Annotated in this window: 12 protein-coding genes; 5 read left to right on the top strand and 7 right to left on the bottom strand. The window is 66.4% G+C overall.

Translation table 11 applies throughout. The features are described from left to right. Window positions 1–53 precede the first annotated feature (53 nt). From ACSS7Z_RS12380 to ACSS7Z_RS12355, 6 genes are all read right to left on the bottom strand, one after another. A complete protein-coding gene (locus ACSS7Z_RS12380; protein WP_438255129.1) occupies window positions 54–3056 on the bottom strand; it encodes an alpha-mannosidase in 3003 nt (1000 codons plus the stop codon). A 96-nt stretch (window positions 3057–3152) separates the two neighbouring features. After that, window positions 3153–4352, bottom strand: a complete 1200-nt coding sequence (locus ACSS7Z_RS12375) for an ROK family transcriptional regulator (protein WP_438255128.1) — start codon at window positions 4350–4352, stop codon at window positions 3153–3155. A 273-nt stretch (window positions 4353–4625) separates the two neighbouring features. Continuing rightward, window positions 4626–5630 carry a hypothetical protein gene (locus ACSS7Z_RS12370; protein WP_438255127.1) on the bottom strand — a complete coding sequence of 335 codons (1005 nt, stop codon included), beginning with the start codon at window positions 5628–5630 and terminating at the stop codon, window positions 4626–4628. Then, window positions 5627–6856: a sensor histidine kinase gene (locus ACSS7Z_RS12365; RefSeq protein WP_438255126.1), complete on the bottom strand. Its 1230-nt coding sequence runs from the start codon at window positions 6854–6856 to the stop codon at window positions 5627–5629. Before ACSS7Z_RS12365 ends, ACSS7Z_RS12370 begins: the two co-directional genes overlap by 4 nt. Further along, window positions 6846–7508 carry a response regulator transcription factor gene (locus tag ACSS7Z_RS12360; protein ID WP_438255125.1) on the bottom strand — a complete coding sequence of 221 codons (663 nt, stop codon included), beginning with the start codon at window positions 7506–7508 and terminating at the stop codon, window positions 6846–6848. Before ACSS7Z_RS12360 ends, ACSS7Z_RS12365 begins: the two co-directional genes overlap by 11 nt. Window positions 7509–7536: 28 nt before the next feature. Continuing rightward, complete coding sequence (locus ACSS7Z_RS12355) at window positions 7537–8751, bottom strand: class I SAM-dependent RNA methyltransferase (protein ID WP_438255124.1); 1215 nt, start codon at window positions 8749–8751, stop codon at window positions 7537–7539. 23 nt (window positions 8752–8774) lie between these two features. Here ACSS7Z_RS12355 and ACSS7Z_RS12350 point away from each other — a divergent pair, with 23 nt between their 5' ends. Together ACSS7Z_RS12350 and ACSS7Z_RS12345 are read left to right on the top strand one after the other, a co-directional pair. Next, window positions 8775–9416 carry a Maf family protein gene (locus ACSS7Z_RS12350; RefSeq protein ID WP_438255236.1) on the top strand — a complete coding sequence of 214 codons (642 nt, stop codon included), beginning with the start codon at window positions 8775–8777 and terminating at the stop codon, window positions 9414–9416. Between the two features lie 78 nt (window positions 9417–9494). After that, the gene (locus tag ACSS7Z_RS12345) at window positions 9495–11261 is read left to right on the top strand and encodes an acetyl/propionyl/methylcrotonyl-CoA carboxylase subunit alpha (RefSeq protein WP_438255123.1); all 1767 of its coding nucleotides are present in this window, start codon (window positions 9495–9497) and stop codon (window positions 11259–11261) included. Window positions 11262–11351: 90 nt separating this feature from the next. Here ACSS7Z_RS12345 and ACSS7Z_RS12340 read toward each other — a convergent pair whose 3' ends face one another. Then, window positions 11352–12791 carry an NAD(P)H-quinone dehydrogenase gene (locus ACSS7Z_RS12340; protein WP_438255122.1) on the bottom strand — a complete coding sequence of 480 codons (1440 nt, stop codon included), beginning with the start codon at window positions 12789–12791 and terminating at the stop codon, window positions 11352–11354. A 58-nt stretch (window positions 12792–12849) separates the two neighbouring features. Between ACSS7Z_RS12340 and ACSS7Z_RS12335 the strand changes: the two genes are divergently transcribed. From ACSS7Z_RS12335 to ACSS7Z_RS12325, 3 genes are all read left to right on the top strand, one after another. After that, window positions 12850–13683, top strand: a complete 834-nt coding sequence (locus ACSS7Z_RS12335; protein WP_438255120.1) for a purine-nucleoside phosphorylase — start codon at window positions 12850–12852, stop codon at window positions 13681–13683. After that, window positions 13680–15377 carry a phospho-sugar mutase gene (locus ACSS7Z_RS12330; protein WP_438255119.1) on the top strand — a complete coding sequence of 566 codons (1698 nt, stop codon included), beginning with the start codon at window positions 13680–13682 and terminating at the stop codon, window positions 15375–15377. Before ACSS7Z_RS12335 ends, ACSS7Z_RS12330 begins: the two co-directional genes overlap by 4 nt. 88 nt (window positions 15378–15465) lie before the next feature. Next, window positions 15466–15729 (top strand): HPr family phosphocarrier protein, encoded by a 264-nt coding sequence (locus ACSS7Z_RS12325; RefSeq protein ID WP_438255118.1) that lies wholly within the window; start codon window positions 15466–15468, stop codon window positions 15727–15729. The last annotated feature ends 16 nt before the right edge of the window (window positions 15730–15745 follow it).

Here is a 15745-nt window from a genome sequence, read left to right as displayed (position 1 = left end):
CAGGAATCGGCGACAAGCTCAGGCTGATTCCGACGCACCTGGAGCTGGCCGGTTCAGCCGACGAGGCGCGGCGCGGCGAAACGCAGCGTGACGAGCTGGAACGGGCGCAGCGTGAGATCGTCGCCATCAAGCGCCACAGCATCCACTTCGCGCTCCAGCAGATCCGTCTCGCACACCCGGTCGAACTCGAACGACGTCGACAACTTGGCCGCTGCACGACCGCCGTGCGCCTCGTAGAGTCGAACGATCACATCTCCGCTGCGATCCTCGGCGAGCTTCAGCGCTTCCACCACCACCGCATCCGATGACACCGAAACCAGCGGGGCGAAGCCATCCGCCCCGACGAGCGTGCGCGTCGGCAGATTCAGCCGATACCCCTCGTGCACGGCATCCGCAATTGAAGAATCCGGGCGAATACTGACCCGGAAGGTGTGCTCACCCTGATCGGCGTCCGGATCGGGATACATCGCCGCCCGAACGAGCGAGAGTCGCAAATTCGTCATCGTGCCGCCTCCCGCACGCGGCGCGCGTGTGATGTCGTGACCGTACGTCGCGTCGTTCGCGATTGCAACGCCAAAACCTGACTCGCCGACATGCACCCACCGGTGCGCGACCGTTTCAAAGCGCGCCATGTCCCATGAGGTGTTCGCATGCGTCGGACGCCGCACATGCCCGAACTGGATCTCCGAGCTGGCGTGATCGGCATGCACATCCAGCGGAAAAGTCAGCTTGAGCAGCTTCTGCCGCTCGTGCCAGTCCACCGTCGTCTCAATATCAAGCGCCTGCGCGTCTGCGGCCAGGGTCAGGGTCTGCGTGATTCGCGTGGCCCCCCGGCCGCGAACCACGCAGACGACTGCCGCAGTGGGATGCGCGCTGTGCTCGATCGAGACCACATCGGTCAGGTCGATGACATGACGGCGATAGTGCTCATCGATGTCCCAGGCGTCCCATTGCGTTGGCGTGTCACGGTGCAGTTGCAGGAGGTTGCCCTTCTCCCCCGGTGCGATCGCGTCACGTCCGGTCGCACGGACGATGAGCGAACCGAGCAGCCCCTCCCCGTCGATGTAAACCGTCAGGTGTTCATTCGACAGCTCGAATCCGCCATCTCTGCGCACGACTGTCGCGGGCTCTGCCTCGCGCCGCACGGCGGCGGCGATCCCCATCGCGGACGCGCCGTCCTGCGCGTAGGGCCCGGCGTTCACAACCAACGCGGTCTCACCCTGACCGACGACTTTCTCCAGCGCCGTTGCGATGATCCGCTCTGTCGCCGCCAGCACTTCGGCGTAACGGCGCTCGGCCTCCCGATGCACCCACCCGATCGATGTGCCCGGCAGAATGTCGTGAAACTGCTGCAGCAGCACGGTCTCCCAGATCCCATCCAGCTCGTCATAGGGATACGTCCCACCGCGCAATGCCGCTGCCGTCGCCCACAGCTCCGCCTCGCGCAGCGCATGTTCGCTGCGCCGATTGCCACGCTTCGTGCGCGCTTGCGAGGTGTAGGTGCCGCGGTGGAATTCGAGGTACATCTCCCCCGACCACACCGGCGGATTCGGATACTCCGCCTCCGCCGCGGTGAAGAACTCCGCGGGACTGGACAGCGTAACCGTCGGCGATCCCTCCAGATCACGCAGGCGCGTCGCCGCGGCCAGCATCTCACGGTTGGGGCCGCCACCGCCGTCGCCGTATCCGAACGGCACGAGCGACGTGTTCGCCATGCCCTTCTCGGCATATTGACGCTCGGCCCTGGCAAGCTCCGCCGCTGTCAGCTGCGCGCTGTAAGTGTCGACGGGCGGGAAGTGCGTGAAGATACGTGATCCATCGATGCCCTCCCAGAAGAAAGTGTGGTGCGGCATCGTGTTCGTTTCGTTCCACGACATCTTCTGCGTCAGCATCCACCGCGAACCCGCCGCGCGCGCGATCTGCGGCAGCGCCGCCGAGTAACCGAAGGAATCGGGCAACCAGACATCCAACGGCTCGACACCGAACTCCTCGATGAAGAATCGCTTGCCGCGCACGAATTGACGCGCCAGCGCCTCGCCACCCGGGAGATTCGTGTCGGACTCGACCCACATTCCGCCGGTCGGCACGAAACGGCCGGATGCCACCGCCTCGCGCACCCGCGAGAACAGCTCCGGCTGATACCGCTTCAGCCAGGCGTACTGCTGCGCCGACGAAGCCGCGAACACGAAGTCCGTCTCCCGCTGCAACGACAGCACGTTCGAGAAGGTCCGCGCGATCTTCCGCTGCGTCTCGCGCACCGGCCACAGCCAGGCCGAGTCGATATGCGCGTGCCCGACCGCATGTATGCGATGCGCAGAAGCGGATGCCGGCGATGAGAGCACGCCGACGAGCTCTGCCCGTGCATCCGCAGCCGAACCCGAGACATCGTCGGGGTCAGCGGTGTCGACCATCCGCTCCAGCGCGCGCAGGATCTCAGCGCGCCGCGGCGATCCCGTGGGCAGCTCAGCCATCAGCTGCACCAGCACCCGCGCATCCTGCAACAGCTCCCACACGGCGATGTCGCGCACGGCGATGTCTGCGCAGGCGAAGGTGTACAGCGGGTCGGTGCCGGCCGTCTCCAACTCTCCCAGCGGCGTCGGGAGGAAGTCGCGGAAGCCGTCGGCGACATCCGGGTTGGCGGCCGCCTCGAGATACAGCTCGAAGGACTCCCCCGGAGCCGCGTCCAGCGGTACGTGGGCGTTGCGCGGCTCCACCGCCTTGACGATCGTGCCGTCCAGCCGGTAGACAGTGCCCTCTGCTTGAAATCCGGGCTCGGCCGCGTTGAAGCCGAGGTCGAAGAGCAACTCGGCACCGGGTGCCTCCGGTACCGTTCCTGTCACTCGTAGCCACGTCGTCCCCCACGGACGGCCCCAGCGCATCCCTACGACGAACGGTTCAAAAACCTGACCTACAGCATCAGCGAACGGTACCGGCTCCCCCGGCACATCCCAGCTCGCTAAAGTCAGCGGCATCCGATCCAGGTACACATTCGGTAACAGACGCTCTTTGATGAAACGACGTACACGAGCTTCGATCAACACGGATGTGTCATGCATTCGGCAGCGAACTCCAAAGCGAAGGGATACCTAATAGTAAATCGATTAGATTTACTCCTGTCAAGAGCTTCGCAATACTCTGTCGTGCAGCTCGGCTCAGTGATCGAGAAAAAGAGCGGATGCCCGAGGCGACAGCACCTCGTCAAGCACCACACACCCTGCCCCCACCGCCGCCACATCGTCGCCGACGACAGTGCCGAACACCGGGAGATCACGGACCGCGCTCGTGGCGCTCTGCCGTTCCAACAGCTTCGGCAACTCGTTCAGGTACTGCGCCTCAACGCGCGCCCAGAAAGGTCCGCCCAGCACGACGCGATCGACATCCAGCATGTTCGTCAGGCTCGAGATGAGCACCGACAGGTGCCCGACTGCTTCAAGGAGCACGGCCATGGCATCGGCATCCTTCGCCGCTGCGCGCGCACACAACTCCGTGAATCGGTCATCGACAAAGCCCGCATCGCTGCTGAAACGATCATCGGCGAAGACACCGGCCCGCTCGGCACGTTCGACGATCGCCTGCGGGGTGCAGACGACCTCGACGCATCCTCGCCTGCCGCATCCGCACTCCGGACCATCGGCATCGACCATGATGTGGCCGACCTCGCCGACGTTGCGGGATGCACCGTGAACGACCTCGCCGTCCAGCACGAGTCCGGTGCCGATGCCGGTGCCCAGATATACGAACAGGAACGAGGCGTCAGCGGGACCTGCCCCGGTCCACAGCTCGGCAACCGACGCTGCGGTGGTGTCCTTCTCCAGAGTGACGCGGAATCCCGTCGCCTCGGCCAGGGCATCCCGCAGCGGCACTCGATGCCAGTCTCGAAGCTTCGGCGGGTCAATGACTGTGCCTCGAGCGGCATCCAGCGGTCCCGGCGTCGCAACGCCGATCCCGGAGATCCGCTCCCTCTCCACCCCGGAGCGCTTGATGAGGTCGTCGACCGATGCCGCCATCGTCTTGATGATCTGGCGCGGATCATTGGTCGGAGTGCGCCGCGTACTGCGCTGGATCACTGCGCCGGCAAGGTCCAGTAGCACGAACGTCATGACGGCCGGATCCAGATGCACACCGATCGACATCCGACTCGATGCGTTCAAACGCAACGTCGTGCGCGGCTTGCCCGGCCCCGCGATGACGCGACCGGCCTCTTCGATCAGGCCGTCATCCAGCAGCCGGCGGGTGATGTTCGTCACCGTCTGCGCGGAGAGCCCCGTCGCATCCGCCAGTTCGGTCCGGCTCAACCCCTCGACGGATCGACGGATCACCTCCAAGATCACGGACTGATTGAAGTCGCCCATCTTGGGAAGATTCGTTCCACGGCGCCGCACACTCACCGCTCCATCATGACGCATGACCCGGAATTCTTGTCCCCCAAAATACCTACAGACAATTTGCTTGCGCTTCGACAGACTTGATTCAACGCTTCGCGTTCGGTCGGTCTCTCTGCCCCAGGGTAGGCAGACGCGGATCGACCATCCGCGGTCAGTTTTCGGGTAACTGCACCGCACACGGCGAGGGGCAGGCTGAACAGCCGCCCCTCGCCCATCTTTTTGCCTCAGCCGCGCTGCAGCTCAGTCGCGCTCGCGAGGAATCTCATGCCAAAGCCCGACGGTGTCCTCGTCGGAGGAATCGCCGGCACCCGATCGCCCCACTACGGTGACTGCGGTGCGCGCATCCTGCGCGGCACGAATGATCACGCGTCCGGCGTCGGCGCGCGAAATTACCTCCGCGAGTTCATCGCGGATCTCGGCGCGACGCAGCTCATCGAGTTCGTTCAGCCCGCCCTCGTCGAACACGGTCACTGCCGAACCCCGAAGTCGAGCCTGTTGAATCGCGGTACGAACGGCGTCGTTGAGCAGACTCGCACCGCGAAGCTCGTCGCGCAGACGCCCCTCGGCAAGGCGGGCCGCAAGCTGTTCCTCCGGGGTGAGTCGGCCGTGCGAAGCCACCGTGCGCGCCAGGACCGGACCCGCTGTCGCCAGTGCGTACTGCACCCGAACGCGACGCTCCCGCTGGCGCACCAGCTGAGTTGCATGCCAGGCCGACACCGCCTGCTGAATATCTGCCAGGCGTTCGGTGTCACGCACCGCACGGTCCCAGAACAGCACCAGAAGCTGCGCGACCAGCGTCCACATGATCGAGCCGACCAGACCCAACTCCAGCGCGACGACGAATCCGAGATGCACTGCGGACGCCACCGTCAGCACCAGCAGTACCAGCCAGCCGGCAATCGGACGCCGCCGGACGATGCACACCACGGCCAACAGCCCCAGCGCACCGATGTACCAGGTTGCGAAGGGTTCGGTGCGATGCGTCGGCTGCAGCGAAGCACTCACCATCGTCGGAATCACGCTGCTGGCGACCACGGCGACCACGCCCCACCACAGCGGCATCCGGATCCCGCCCGAAGTCTCCATCAGCACGGTGGCCAGCATCACGATCAGGTAGAGCAGAATTGCTGCGACCATGACCAGCGGGGCCGTCGGCTGCACGATCCACCACACGGCACGAGCAGCGAAATAGACGGCGAATCCGACCGCGAGCGCGGTGGCGATGCTGCGCACAGAGCGATTCATGGGCGCTCCCATCCGAGCGTGACGGTGGTTCCCACCGAGCTTGAGACGATGGTCGCGGTGCCGGCGACACCCGCCATCCGCGCGATGATGGACCCTCGAATGCCGAGGCGGTCCTCGCCGATGTCATCCACATCGAAACCAGGCCCCGTGTCGGACACCGTCACTGAGAGCCCCCGCGCTCCGTAACCATTGACGATCAGATGCAGCCCGCGCCCCCGCGCGTGATCGACGGAGTTTCCGATGGCCTGACGTGCAGCCAGCACGACCGCTCGTGCGACCCGCCCCGGAATGGGACCGGCGGTCCCCTGCTCTTCGACGATCGCGTCGGCGCCGCGCTCGGACAGGGCCCGGCGCAGCTCGATGACGACCTGCGCGGTTCCGACCGGTTCGTCACTGCCTTCCTGGGCGACGCCGGCATCCGTGTTCGCGAGCCTCGTCAGCGCTTCTCTGGCCATCGAGACGGCGAGATCCCGACCCCGATCGGTGGCAGCGCGTTCGGCGGCGATGAGCGCGGCCAGCACGCTGTCGTGCATGAGCGCGGCGATCGCGACCCGCTCTTCTTCTGCCGCGGCAGCGGCCGCCGCCGCAGCGTATGAGGCCACGGCGCGGCCACGAGCATCATCGACGCCGGCTGCGACCGAGCGGAACATCCACCCGAGCGACAGTATGACGATGCCGAGGATGATCGTGAACGATACGTCGAACGCGGTCATCGTCCAGAACCGGCTCGTGAATTCGCCCTCGACCAGCCGCACATAGCCGTAGACCAGTGGCACCCCGAACGCCCAGACCAGCTGCAGCTTCATCGGAAAGGCGAGCATCGCCGCAGCGACCCCGACGTTGACCAGGAAGAAGATCCACGGCTGTCCGTCGCCGGCGCCAGCATCGATCACCAATGGCCACGCGGCAAGTGCGATCACGTAGACGATCGCAAACACCCCGGCCGAGACTCTGACCGCACGCCCCAGCACGCAGGCGGTGAGCATCGCGATCAGCGGCACGTAGACGATCGCGACGAGCGTCGTGTACCCGGGCGTCGCCCCCCGCGAAATACCCGCGGCGGCGGCAACCAGCGCTTGAACGCCGAGCAGAGCCGAACCGATCGCGACGACCGTGGCCAGGATGCGCTCCATCCGCTTACCGGTGAAACGCTCGAACTCCGTCTCGGCCGTGCCCGGTGAAGGGATGCGGCTCCACGCATCGCTGAGGGCGGTGTCAGCCGACACCCGTGAGCCCCTCGCCGGTGACGATGCCGTCTTCCATCGCGCGATGCAGCAGATCGATCTTGGTCCGCGCGGGGCGCCCGACCTCGACGTACTTCACACGCACCCGGTTGATGTTCTCCTTCGCCGTGGAGTATGCGACCCCGAGCCGCTCGGCGACGACCTTCAGCGGCAACCCGGTGGCGTACAGCCGGAGCACCTCGCGCTCACGGGCGGCCAGCTGCGCATCCGCGAACTCGCGGTCACCCTCAACAGCGCTCGCCCACTCGACATTGTTCAGTGCGTCGCCTCGGGCGACCGTGCTGATCGCGTCGAGGACGTCGTCCAGCGACGAAGATTTGCTCACGATACCGGCGGCACCGGCGGCCAGCGCCTCGCGCACAGCTGCCGGTCGATCGGCCACGCTGTGGATCACGACACTCGCCCCGTCCGAGACCAGCGCGGTCACGTTCTCGGTAACCGTCGTGCCATCGCCGAGAGTCAGATCGAGCACGACGACATCGGCCGATGCCGCGCGCGCGGACTTTCGCCATTCGAGATACGACCCGACCGTGCTGCCGGAGAAGACCACGGATTGCGCCCCGCCCCGCTCGCACGCAAGCTCGAGTCCGAGGCGGACGGACTCGTGATCATCGATGAGTGCGACCCTGCTCATGAGTCCAGCCTATCGATCTGCTGAGTATTCATCGGGTGAGCAGTGCGACGACCTCGAAATGATGCGAGTGCGGGAACAGGTCGAAGGCCTCCAGAGAACCGGTCTGCCAGCCGAGTGCACGGAAGGTGCCGAGATCACGAGCGAGCGCGACCGGATCGCAGGCGACATAGACGATCGCTTCGGGACTCAGCGCATGGATGCCCTCGACAACGGCGCGACCGGCACCGGCGCGCGGCGGATCGAGCACCACGGTGCCGATCTGCGCTCCGCCTGCCGCACCGGCGAGGTACTGATCGACCCGTGCCGTGACGGCGCTGACGCCGAAGTCTTCGAGATTTCGGGCAGCATGCTGGGTTGCCCGGCTGCTGGATTCCACGGTGACGATCTCCGTCGCGCCGAGATCGGCGAGCGAGGCGGAGAACAGACCGACACCGCCATACAGGTCAAGATGCGCCGAGCCGGCTTCAACGCGTCCGGTGAGGGCGCGCTTCACGGCGGAATCCAACGTGGCTGCCGCTGCCGGATGCACCTGCCAGAAGCCATCGGCATCCACCTGGAATGTGCGCTCGCCGACCTTCTCCCGAATGACGGGAGCGACCGGCCGCTTGCCCTTCTGCGGGCGGCGAAGCACGTGCACGCTGCCATCGGCCGATTCGACGAGATCGATGCGCCCGGGCTTGGCGTTCTTGATCGACAGCGCTTCGGCGCGCACACGGCGCCGCGCCAGTGGGTAGGAGGAGACCGGAATGACCCGGTGACTGCGAGCGGCGTACGGACCGACCACACCGTCATCGTCGACGTGCAGCGAAATGCGCGTACGCCAGCCGGTGCCGTCGCCATCGTCTACCGGCGTCACGGCCGGTGCCTCAAGGCCGGGGCCGGCGAACTTGTCCAGCGCCTCCTGCAGCACCTGACGCTTCAGCGTGCGCTGGTGATCGAGATCAATATGGCCGAGATCGGCGCCGCCGGCGCGGTCGGCAGGGTCACGAGTCATGTCGGCCTCAGCCCACACGTGCGAACGTCGGTGCGGCGACGCGTCCAGCACCTCGACGGTCTCGCCGCGCCAGAACTTCCGCGTGTCGGCCGCCGATCCACCCGCCGGGTCAGTGATGCGCACGCGCACCCGCTCTCCCGGAATCGCATCGGAGACGAATACCACTCGACCCTCGTGACGGGCTATGAAAGTGCCACCGTGCGCAATGCCGGTGATATCGAGGTCGAGGTCGCGTGCAGAAGAGGGCATCCTACGAGGATACGGTGGTGAACATGCAGGTTTGCCTCGCTTCGACCTCCCCCGCCCGCCTCATGCTGCTGCGCCAGGCAGGCATCGAGCCGATCACCCGCTCTCCGAAGACGGACGAGGATGCCGTGGCCGCCGCTGCGGCGGCCGAACGCGGGCGCGATCTGGCGCCGGACGAGCTCGTGCTGCTGCTGGCTCGAGCGAAGGCTGCTGATGTTGCACACCGGCTCGCAGCCCAGGACGCTTCCTTCGACGGCCTGGTGATCGGCGGCGACTCGATGTTCGCCCTGGACGGGCGGGTCTACGGCAAGCCGTACACCGCGCAGGAGGCGACCCGGCGGTGGAAGCTGATGCGCGGCAGCACCGGCGTGCTGCACTCCGGACATTCGGTATTCCGGGTCCGGCCCGGCGCTGAGCCGCAGGAGGCGACCGCTGTCGCCGAGGCCGCCGTATCGTTCGCGGCCGACATCACTGACGAGGAGATCGCGGCATACGTCGCCACCGGAGAGCCGCTGCACGTCGCAGGCGCTTTCACCGTCGACAGCCTCGGCGGGGCGTTCATCACCCGTGTCGATGGGGACCCATCGACGGTCGTCGGCATGTCGCTATCGACGATCCGTCGGTTGTGCGCAGAACTCGGCATCACGTGGACGGATCTGTGGTCGTAGACATCGCGCTACGTTTTCGACAATTTCTTGTGGGGGGTCGTCAAAAGTATCGGGCGTGATCTCGCTAGGCTGACATTCATGCCCGCTATCGCCAAGGTCCTCATCGCTAACCGCGGCGAGATTGCCGTACGCATCATCCGCGCCGCTCGTGATTCCGGGATCTCCTCGGTAGCCATCTACGCAGACCAGGACCGAGACGCGATGCACTCGCGTCTGGCGGACGAGGCTTACGCCCTCGACGGGGAGACGAGCGCAGACACGTACCTGCAGGTCGACAAGATCCTCTCGATCGCCCGCCGTTCGGGAGCGGATGCTGTGCACCCGGGCTACGGGTTCCTCGCTGAGAACGCCGACTTCGCCCGCGCCGTCATCGGCGCCGGCATGATCTGGATCGGCCCGTCACCGGAAGCCATCGAGTCGCTCGGCGACAAGGTGACCGCACGTCACGTCGCCGAGAGGGTGGGCGCTCCCCTGGCCCCCGGAACCCCTGGCCCGGTCGAAACCGCAGACGAGGTCATCGCCTTCGCGAAAGAGTTCGGACTGCCGATCGCGATCAAAGCCGCTTATGGCGGAGGCGGACGCGGACTCAAGGTTGCCCGTGAACTGGACGAGATCGCCGAGCTGTTCGAGTCCGCGACCCGCGAGGCCGTTGCCGCGTTCGGACGCGGCGAATGCTTCGTGGAGAAGTATCTCGACAAGCCCCGCCACGTCGAGACCCAGTGCCTGGCGGATGCCGCGGGAAACGTCGTCGTCATCTCCACGCGCGATTGCTCACTGCAGCGCCGTCACCAGAAGCTGGTCGAAGAAGCACCCGCTCCCTTCCTCACCGATGAGCAGAACGAGCTGCTGTACTCGGCATCCAAGGCGATCCTCAAAGAGGTCGGCTACGTCGGCGCCGGCACCTGCGAATTCCTCATCGGCGCTGATGGCACGGTGTCGTTCCTCGAGGTGAACACCCGCCTGCAGGTCGAGCACCCGGTCTCCGAAGAGGTCACCGGCATCGACCTGGTACGCGAGCAGTTCCGCATCGCCGCTGGCGGCACAATCGACTACGACGATCCGACGCCGGTGGGCCACTCCTTCGAGTTCCGCATCAACGGCGAAGACCCCGGTCGCGGCTTCCTGCCGCAGCCGGGCCCGATCCACGTCTTCAAGACGTTCGGTGGCCCGGGCATCCGTCTGGACTCGGGCGTGACTGCGGGCGACGCTGTATCGGGCGCCTTCGACTCCCTGCTGGCGAAGATCATCGTCACCGGACGCACCCGCGATGAAGCGCTTGAGCGTGCGCGTCGTGCGCTCGATGAGTTCGAGGTCTCCGGACTCCCCACCGTGCTGCCGTTTCACCGCAAGGTCGTCCGCGACCCAGCATTCACCGCAGAAGGCGGCTCATTCGGCATCTACACCCGCTGGATCGAAACCGAGTTCGACAATGACATCCCGGCCTGGGACGGCGAGCTGGAAGCCCCAGCCGCAGCCCCGGCACGCCACACGGTCGTCGTCGAGGTCGCCGGAAAGCGGCTCGAGGTCAGCCTGCCCGAGCGCGTCACCGTCGCCGCCGGAACCGCAGGGCGCCCCGCTGCTGTGCCGCCGTCGCGCCGCAGCCACGCCACGTCTGTCTCAGCCGGGGCATCCGGAAACGCGGTCAAGTCGCCCATGCAGGCCACCATCGTGAAGATCGCCGTTGAAGAGGGCCAGGAGGTCGTCAAGGGCGACCTGGTCGTCGTGCTCGAAGCGATGAAGATGGAGCAGCCGCTGCAGGCGCACAAGGACGGCGTCATCGCCAACATCAATGCGACCGCCGGCGCCACCGTCTCGGCCGGGCACCAGCTGCTCACAATCGACTGACCCCGAGGCGAGCGCCTCGCCTCGCCTCGCCTCGCCTCGCCTCGCCTCGCCTCGAGGCGATCGTCTCACCTCGAGGCGAGCGAAACGCGCCTAGCTGATATTGACGAGGTGCATCGCGCGCGAAGCATCCGTGATGCTCGAGGACAGCGACGGGTACGCGGCGAAAACGCGCGAAACCTGATCGACCGTCAAACGACGCTCCACAGCCACTGCGATCGGGTAGATCAGCTCCGAGGCCTTCGGCGCCACGATCACTCCGCCGATGACGGTGCCCGAGCCCTTGCGCGCGATGATCTTGACGAAGCCGTCCTTGATCCCCATCATCTTCGCGCGCGGGTTGGCAGCCAGCGGCAGCTTGTAGACGAGGCCGTCGGCCGCGCCATTCTCGACATCTTTCTCGCCGTACCCGACCGTTGCGATCTCGGGGGCGGTGAAGATGTTCGAGGTGACCTTGATCTTGTCGAGCGGGATGACGATGTCACCGAGCGCATGGAACACCGCGGTGCGCCCCTGCATCGATGCGACAGATGCCAGCGGCATGAAGTTCGTGCAGTCGCCGACCGCGTAGACGTTCGGCACCGAAGCGCGCGCGACCCGGTTCACCCGGACATGCCCAGACTCGGTGAGCTCGATGCCGGACTCCTCCAGGCCGATGCCTGCGGTGTTCGGCACCGACCCGACGGCCATCAGACAGTGACTGCCCTCAACCGTGCGTCCGTCGGAAAGAGTGACAAGCACACCGTTCTCGGTGCGCTCGACGCTGTCGGCTCGCGACTTGGAGAGCACCGTCATGCCGCCGCGTTTGAAGACCTTCTCGAGCACGTGCGCGGCATCCGGGTCTTCGCCGGGGAGAACCTGATCGCGGCTCGAAACGAGGGTGACCTGTGCACCGAGGTTCATATATGCCGAGGCGAACTCCGCACCGGTGACACCCGAACCGACCACGATCAGATGCTCCGGGAGCGCCTTCATGTCGTACAGCTGCGTCCAGGTGAGGATGCGCTCACCGTCGGGCTTGGCACTATCGAGCTCACGCGGCGATGCACCGACGGAGACGATGATGGTGTCGGCCTCGACACGATCGAAGTCCGTGCCGCCGGGCCCCGTCGACACGGTGATCGCGTTCGGCCCCTCGAGACGGCCGTGGCCGGAGAGGATCCGCACCCCGGATTCAAGCAGCGTGTTGCGCATGTCTTCGGACTGCTGTCCGGCGAGCGCCAACAGACGCTTGTTGACGGCGGCGAGGTTGATCGCGATCTCGGGCTTCAACGGCTTGCCGTTCCCGCCCTTGGCATAGAACTGCACTCCGAGGTCGCTGGCCTCCGCGATCGCCACGGCGGCATCCGCGGTGGCGATGAGGCTCTTCGAAGGCACCACGTCGGTGAGGACGGCAGATCCGCCCACTCCCACGCGTTCGATGAGGGTGACCTCGGCGCCGAGTTGGGCAGCAGCGAGTGCCGCTTCATAACCGCCGGGGCCGCCGCCGAGAACGGCAACGCGCTGAGTGCGCTCGAAAGGAGTGGAAGACATGCCCTCTATTCTTCCCCACTCCTCCCCCTCTTGCCGTCACCTTGCTTAGAGTGGATCCATGACCGACATTCACGACAATCCTCTCGACGCTCCGAACGCTGATCCGTTCGAGGTCGCAGCCCGCGCCGCCGCTGACATCGCACGGCTGAGCGGCATCGAGAAGCACGACATCGCCCTCACCCTCGGCAGCGGTTGGGGAAAAGCCGCCGAGCTCATCGGCGAGACCGTCGCCACCATCGCCGCCACCGACGTCGCCGGCTTCTCGAAGCCTGCTTTGGAGGGCCACGTCGGCACTCTGCGCAGCGTCCGCACCCCGAACGGCAAGCACGTTCTCGTGATCGGCGCACGCACCCACTACTACGAGGGCCACGGCGTTCGCCGCGTCGTCCACAGCGTCCGCACCGCCGCGGCCGCGGGGGCCAAGATCATGGTGCTCACTAACGGCGCCGGCGGCATCCGTGAGACGTGGAAGCCGGGCCAGCCCGTTCTCATCAGTGACCACATCAACCTCACCGCCGATTCGCCGCTCGAGGGTGCGAACTTCGTCGACCTCACCGACCTGTATTCGTCGCGTCTTCGCGAGATCGCCCACACGGTCGACTCTTCGCTCGATGAAGGCGTCTACACGCAGTTCCGCGGACCCCACTACGAAACTCCGGCCGAGGTGCAGATGGCGAAGGCCATCGGCGGCGACATCGTCGGCATGTCGACGGCGCTGGAGGCGATCGCCGCTCGCGAAGCAGGCATGGAGGTGCTCGGCTTCTCGCTGATCACGAACCTCGCCGCCGGCATCCAGAAGACACCGCTGAGCCATACCGAAGTGATCGAGGCCGGCAAGGAAGCGGAACCGGTGATCTCGGATCTGCTGGCACGTGTGGTGGCGGCGCTGTGAGCGAGTACACCGAGACCGCCGAGCACATCACCGAACGACTGTCCCAGGCGCGCGCCTGGTTGCGCCAGGACCCGGATGCGGAAACCCGCGACGAGCTGGCCGGAATCATCACCCGGGCCGCTGCCGGAGACGTCACGGCCGTCGCCGATCTCGACGACCGTTTCGGAACCCGCCTCGCCTTCGGCACCGCCGGCTTGCGCGGTGCCCTGGGCGCCGGCAGCAATCGGATGAACCGCGTGCTGATCGCGCAGGCTGCCAGCGGCTTCGCCTCGTATCTGCTCGCACGCGCAGGCGGCAGCACCCCCACCGTCGTGATCGGTTATGACGGCCGCCGCAACTCGCGCCGGTTCGCGCTGGATTCTGCTGAACTGTTCGCCGGCGCCGGGCTGCGCACGATTCTGCTGCCGCGTCTGCTACCCACCCCCGTGCTCGCCTTCGCGGTGCGGCACCTCGGTGCAGATGCCGGTGTCATGGTGACGGCCAGCCACAACCCGCCGGCCGACAACGGATACAAGGTGTACCTCGGCGGCGCGGACGACGGGGCACAGATCGTGTCACCCGCTGACGCTGAGATCGCAGCTCACATCCAACGCGTGGCGGACGCCGGAAGCATCACGACGCTGCCGCGCTCGGCCACGTACGAAGTCGCCGGTGAAGATCTGGTTCAGGCGTACATCACCGCCACTGCCGCCGTCGCCCCGGCGCCGGCAGCCGCACAGGAGCTGACCTGGGTGTACACCGCGATGCACGGTGTTGGTTGGGAGACGTTCTCGAAGATCATCCGTGAGGCCGGCTATTCGCACCCGAAGACTGTCGGCGAGCAGCTTCGCCCCGACCCGACCTTCCGTACGGTCGCGTTCCCGAACCCGGAAGAGCCCGGCGCCATGGATCTCGCGTTCGCCGCGGCTCGGCGCACCCGCGCCGACTTCATCATCGCCAACGATCCCGATGCGGATCGCCTGGGAGTTGCGATCCCGGACCCCGACGTCGCCGGCGGCTGGCGTCGCCTCAGCGGCAATGAGATCGGTCTGCTGCTCGGTGCCAGAGCCGCCCGCGCGGCGGAGGGCCAGGCCGGCGCATCCCTGGCATGCTCACTGGTCTCCTCTCCCGGTCTCGGCGTGATCGCCGCGCACCATGGGCTGGACTTCCACGAAACGCTGACCGGCTTCAAGTGGATCTCCCGCGCACCCGGGGCTGTGTTCGGGTTTGAAGAAGCGCTGGGATACCTGGTGAACCCGGAGACGGTACGCGACAAGGACGGCATTTCTGCCGCGATCGCTGTGCTCGGGCTCGCCGCCGAGGCGCACGAGCGCGGCGAGACGATCGGCTCCCTGCTGGCTGACCTCGGTGAGACCTACGGCCACTTCGCCAGCGGCCAGGTGGCGGTGCGCGTCGAGGACCTGTCGATCATCAGCAAGGTCATGCTTTCGCTGCGCACGCTGCCGCCCACGCGCATCGGCAGCACGGTGATCGACTCTGCCGAGGACCTCATGCAGGCAGCCTCCGGCGAGCCTTCCGGTGATGTGCTCCGATACCGGCTCGCCGACGGTTCGCGGGTGATCGTTCGCCCCAGTGGCACCGAACCCAAGCTCAAGGTCTACCTGGATGCTCAGGCGCCCTCGGCAGCGGAGGCGAAAGCCATCGTCGCCGAACTGGAATCCGGCGCGCAGGCACTGTTGGAGGAGCGCTCCTGACACTGGTCCTCGTCGGCAGGACCGTCACGGCCTGAGCACAGCTACCATCGCTGGAAGAGCCAGGTAACACTCGAACAGGAGGCATCCGATGCGGATGAGACAGGTGGTGATCAACTCCGACAACGGCCTGCATGCGCGGCCTGTCGCGGAGTTGGCCCGTCTCGCTCTGGCGTATTCGGAACCGGTGACCCTGACCACGTCTGCGGGCGTCGTGGTCGACGTCTCAAGCGTCCTGGCCGTGATGGACCTGGCACTGGATGATGGCGAGCTGATCACGCTGCGCACCGCCCGGGCACCTGCTGCGGATGCGGTGCTCGACGCGATGGCGGCTGTGCTGGATCCGCAGGCCTGAACTGGGTCGGTGCGAA

The organism is Microbacterium wangyouchuni (assembly GCF_051546305.1).
GTDB lineage: Bacteria > Actinomycetota > Actinomycetes > Actinomycetales > Microbacteriaceae > Microbacterium.
The sequence above is the reverse complement of the archived record's forward strand: the minus strand, read 5'-3'. Positions and strand labels throughout refer to the sequence as shown.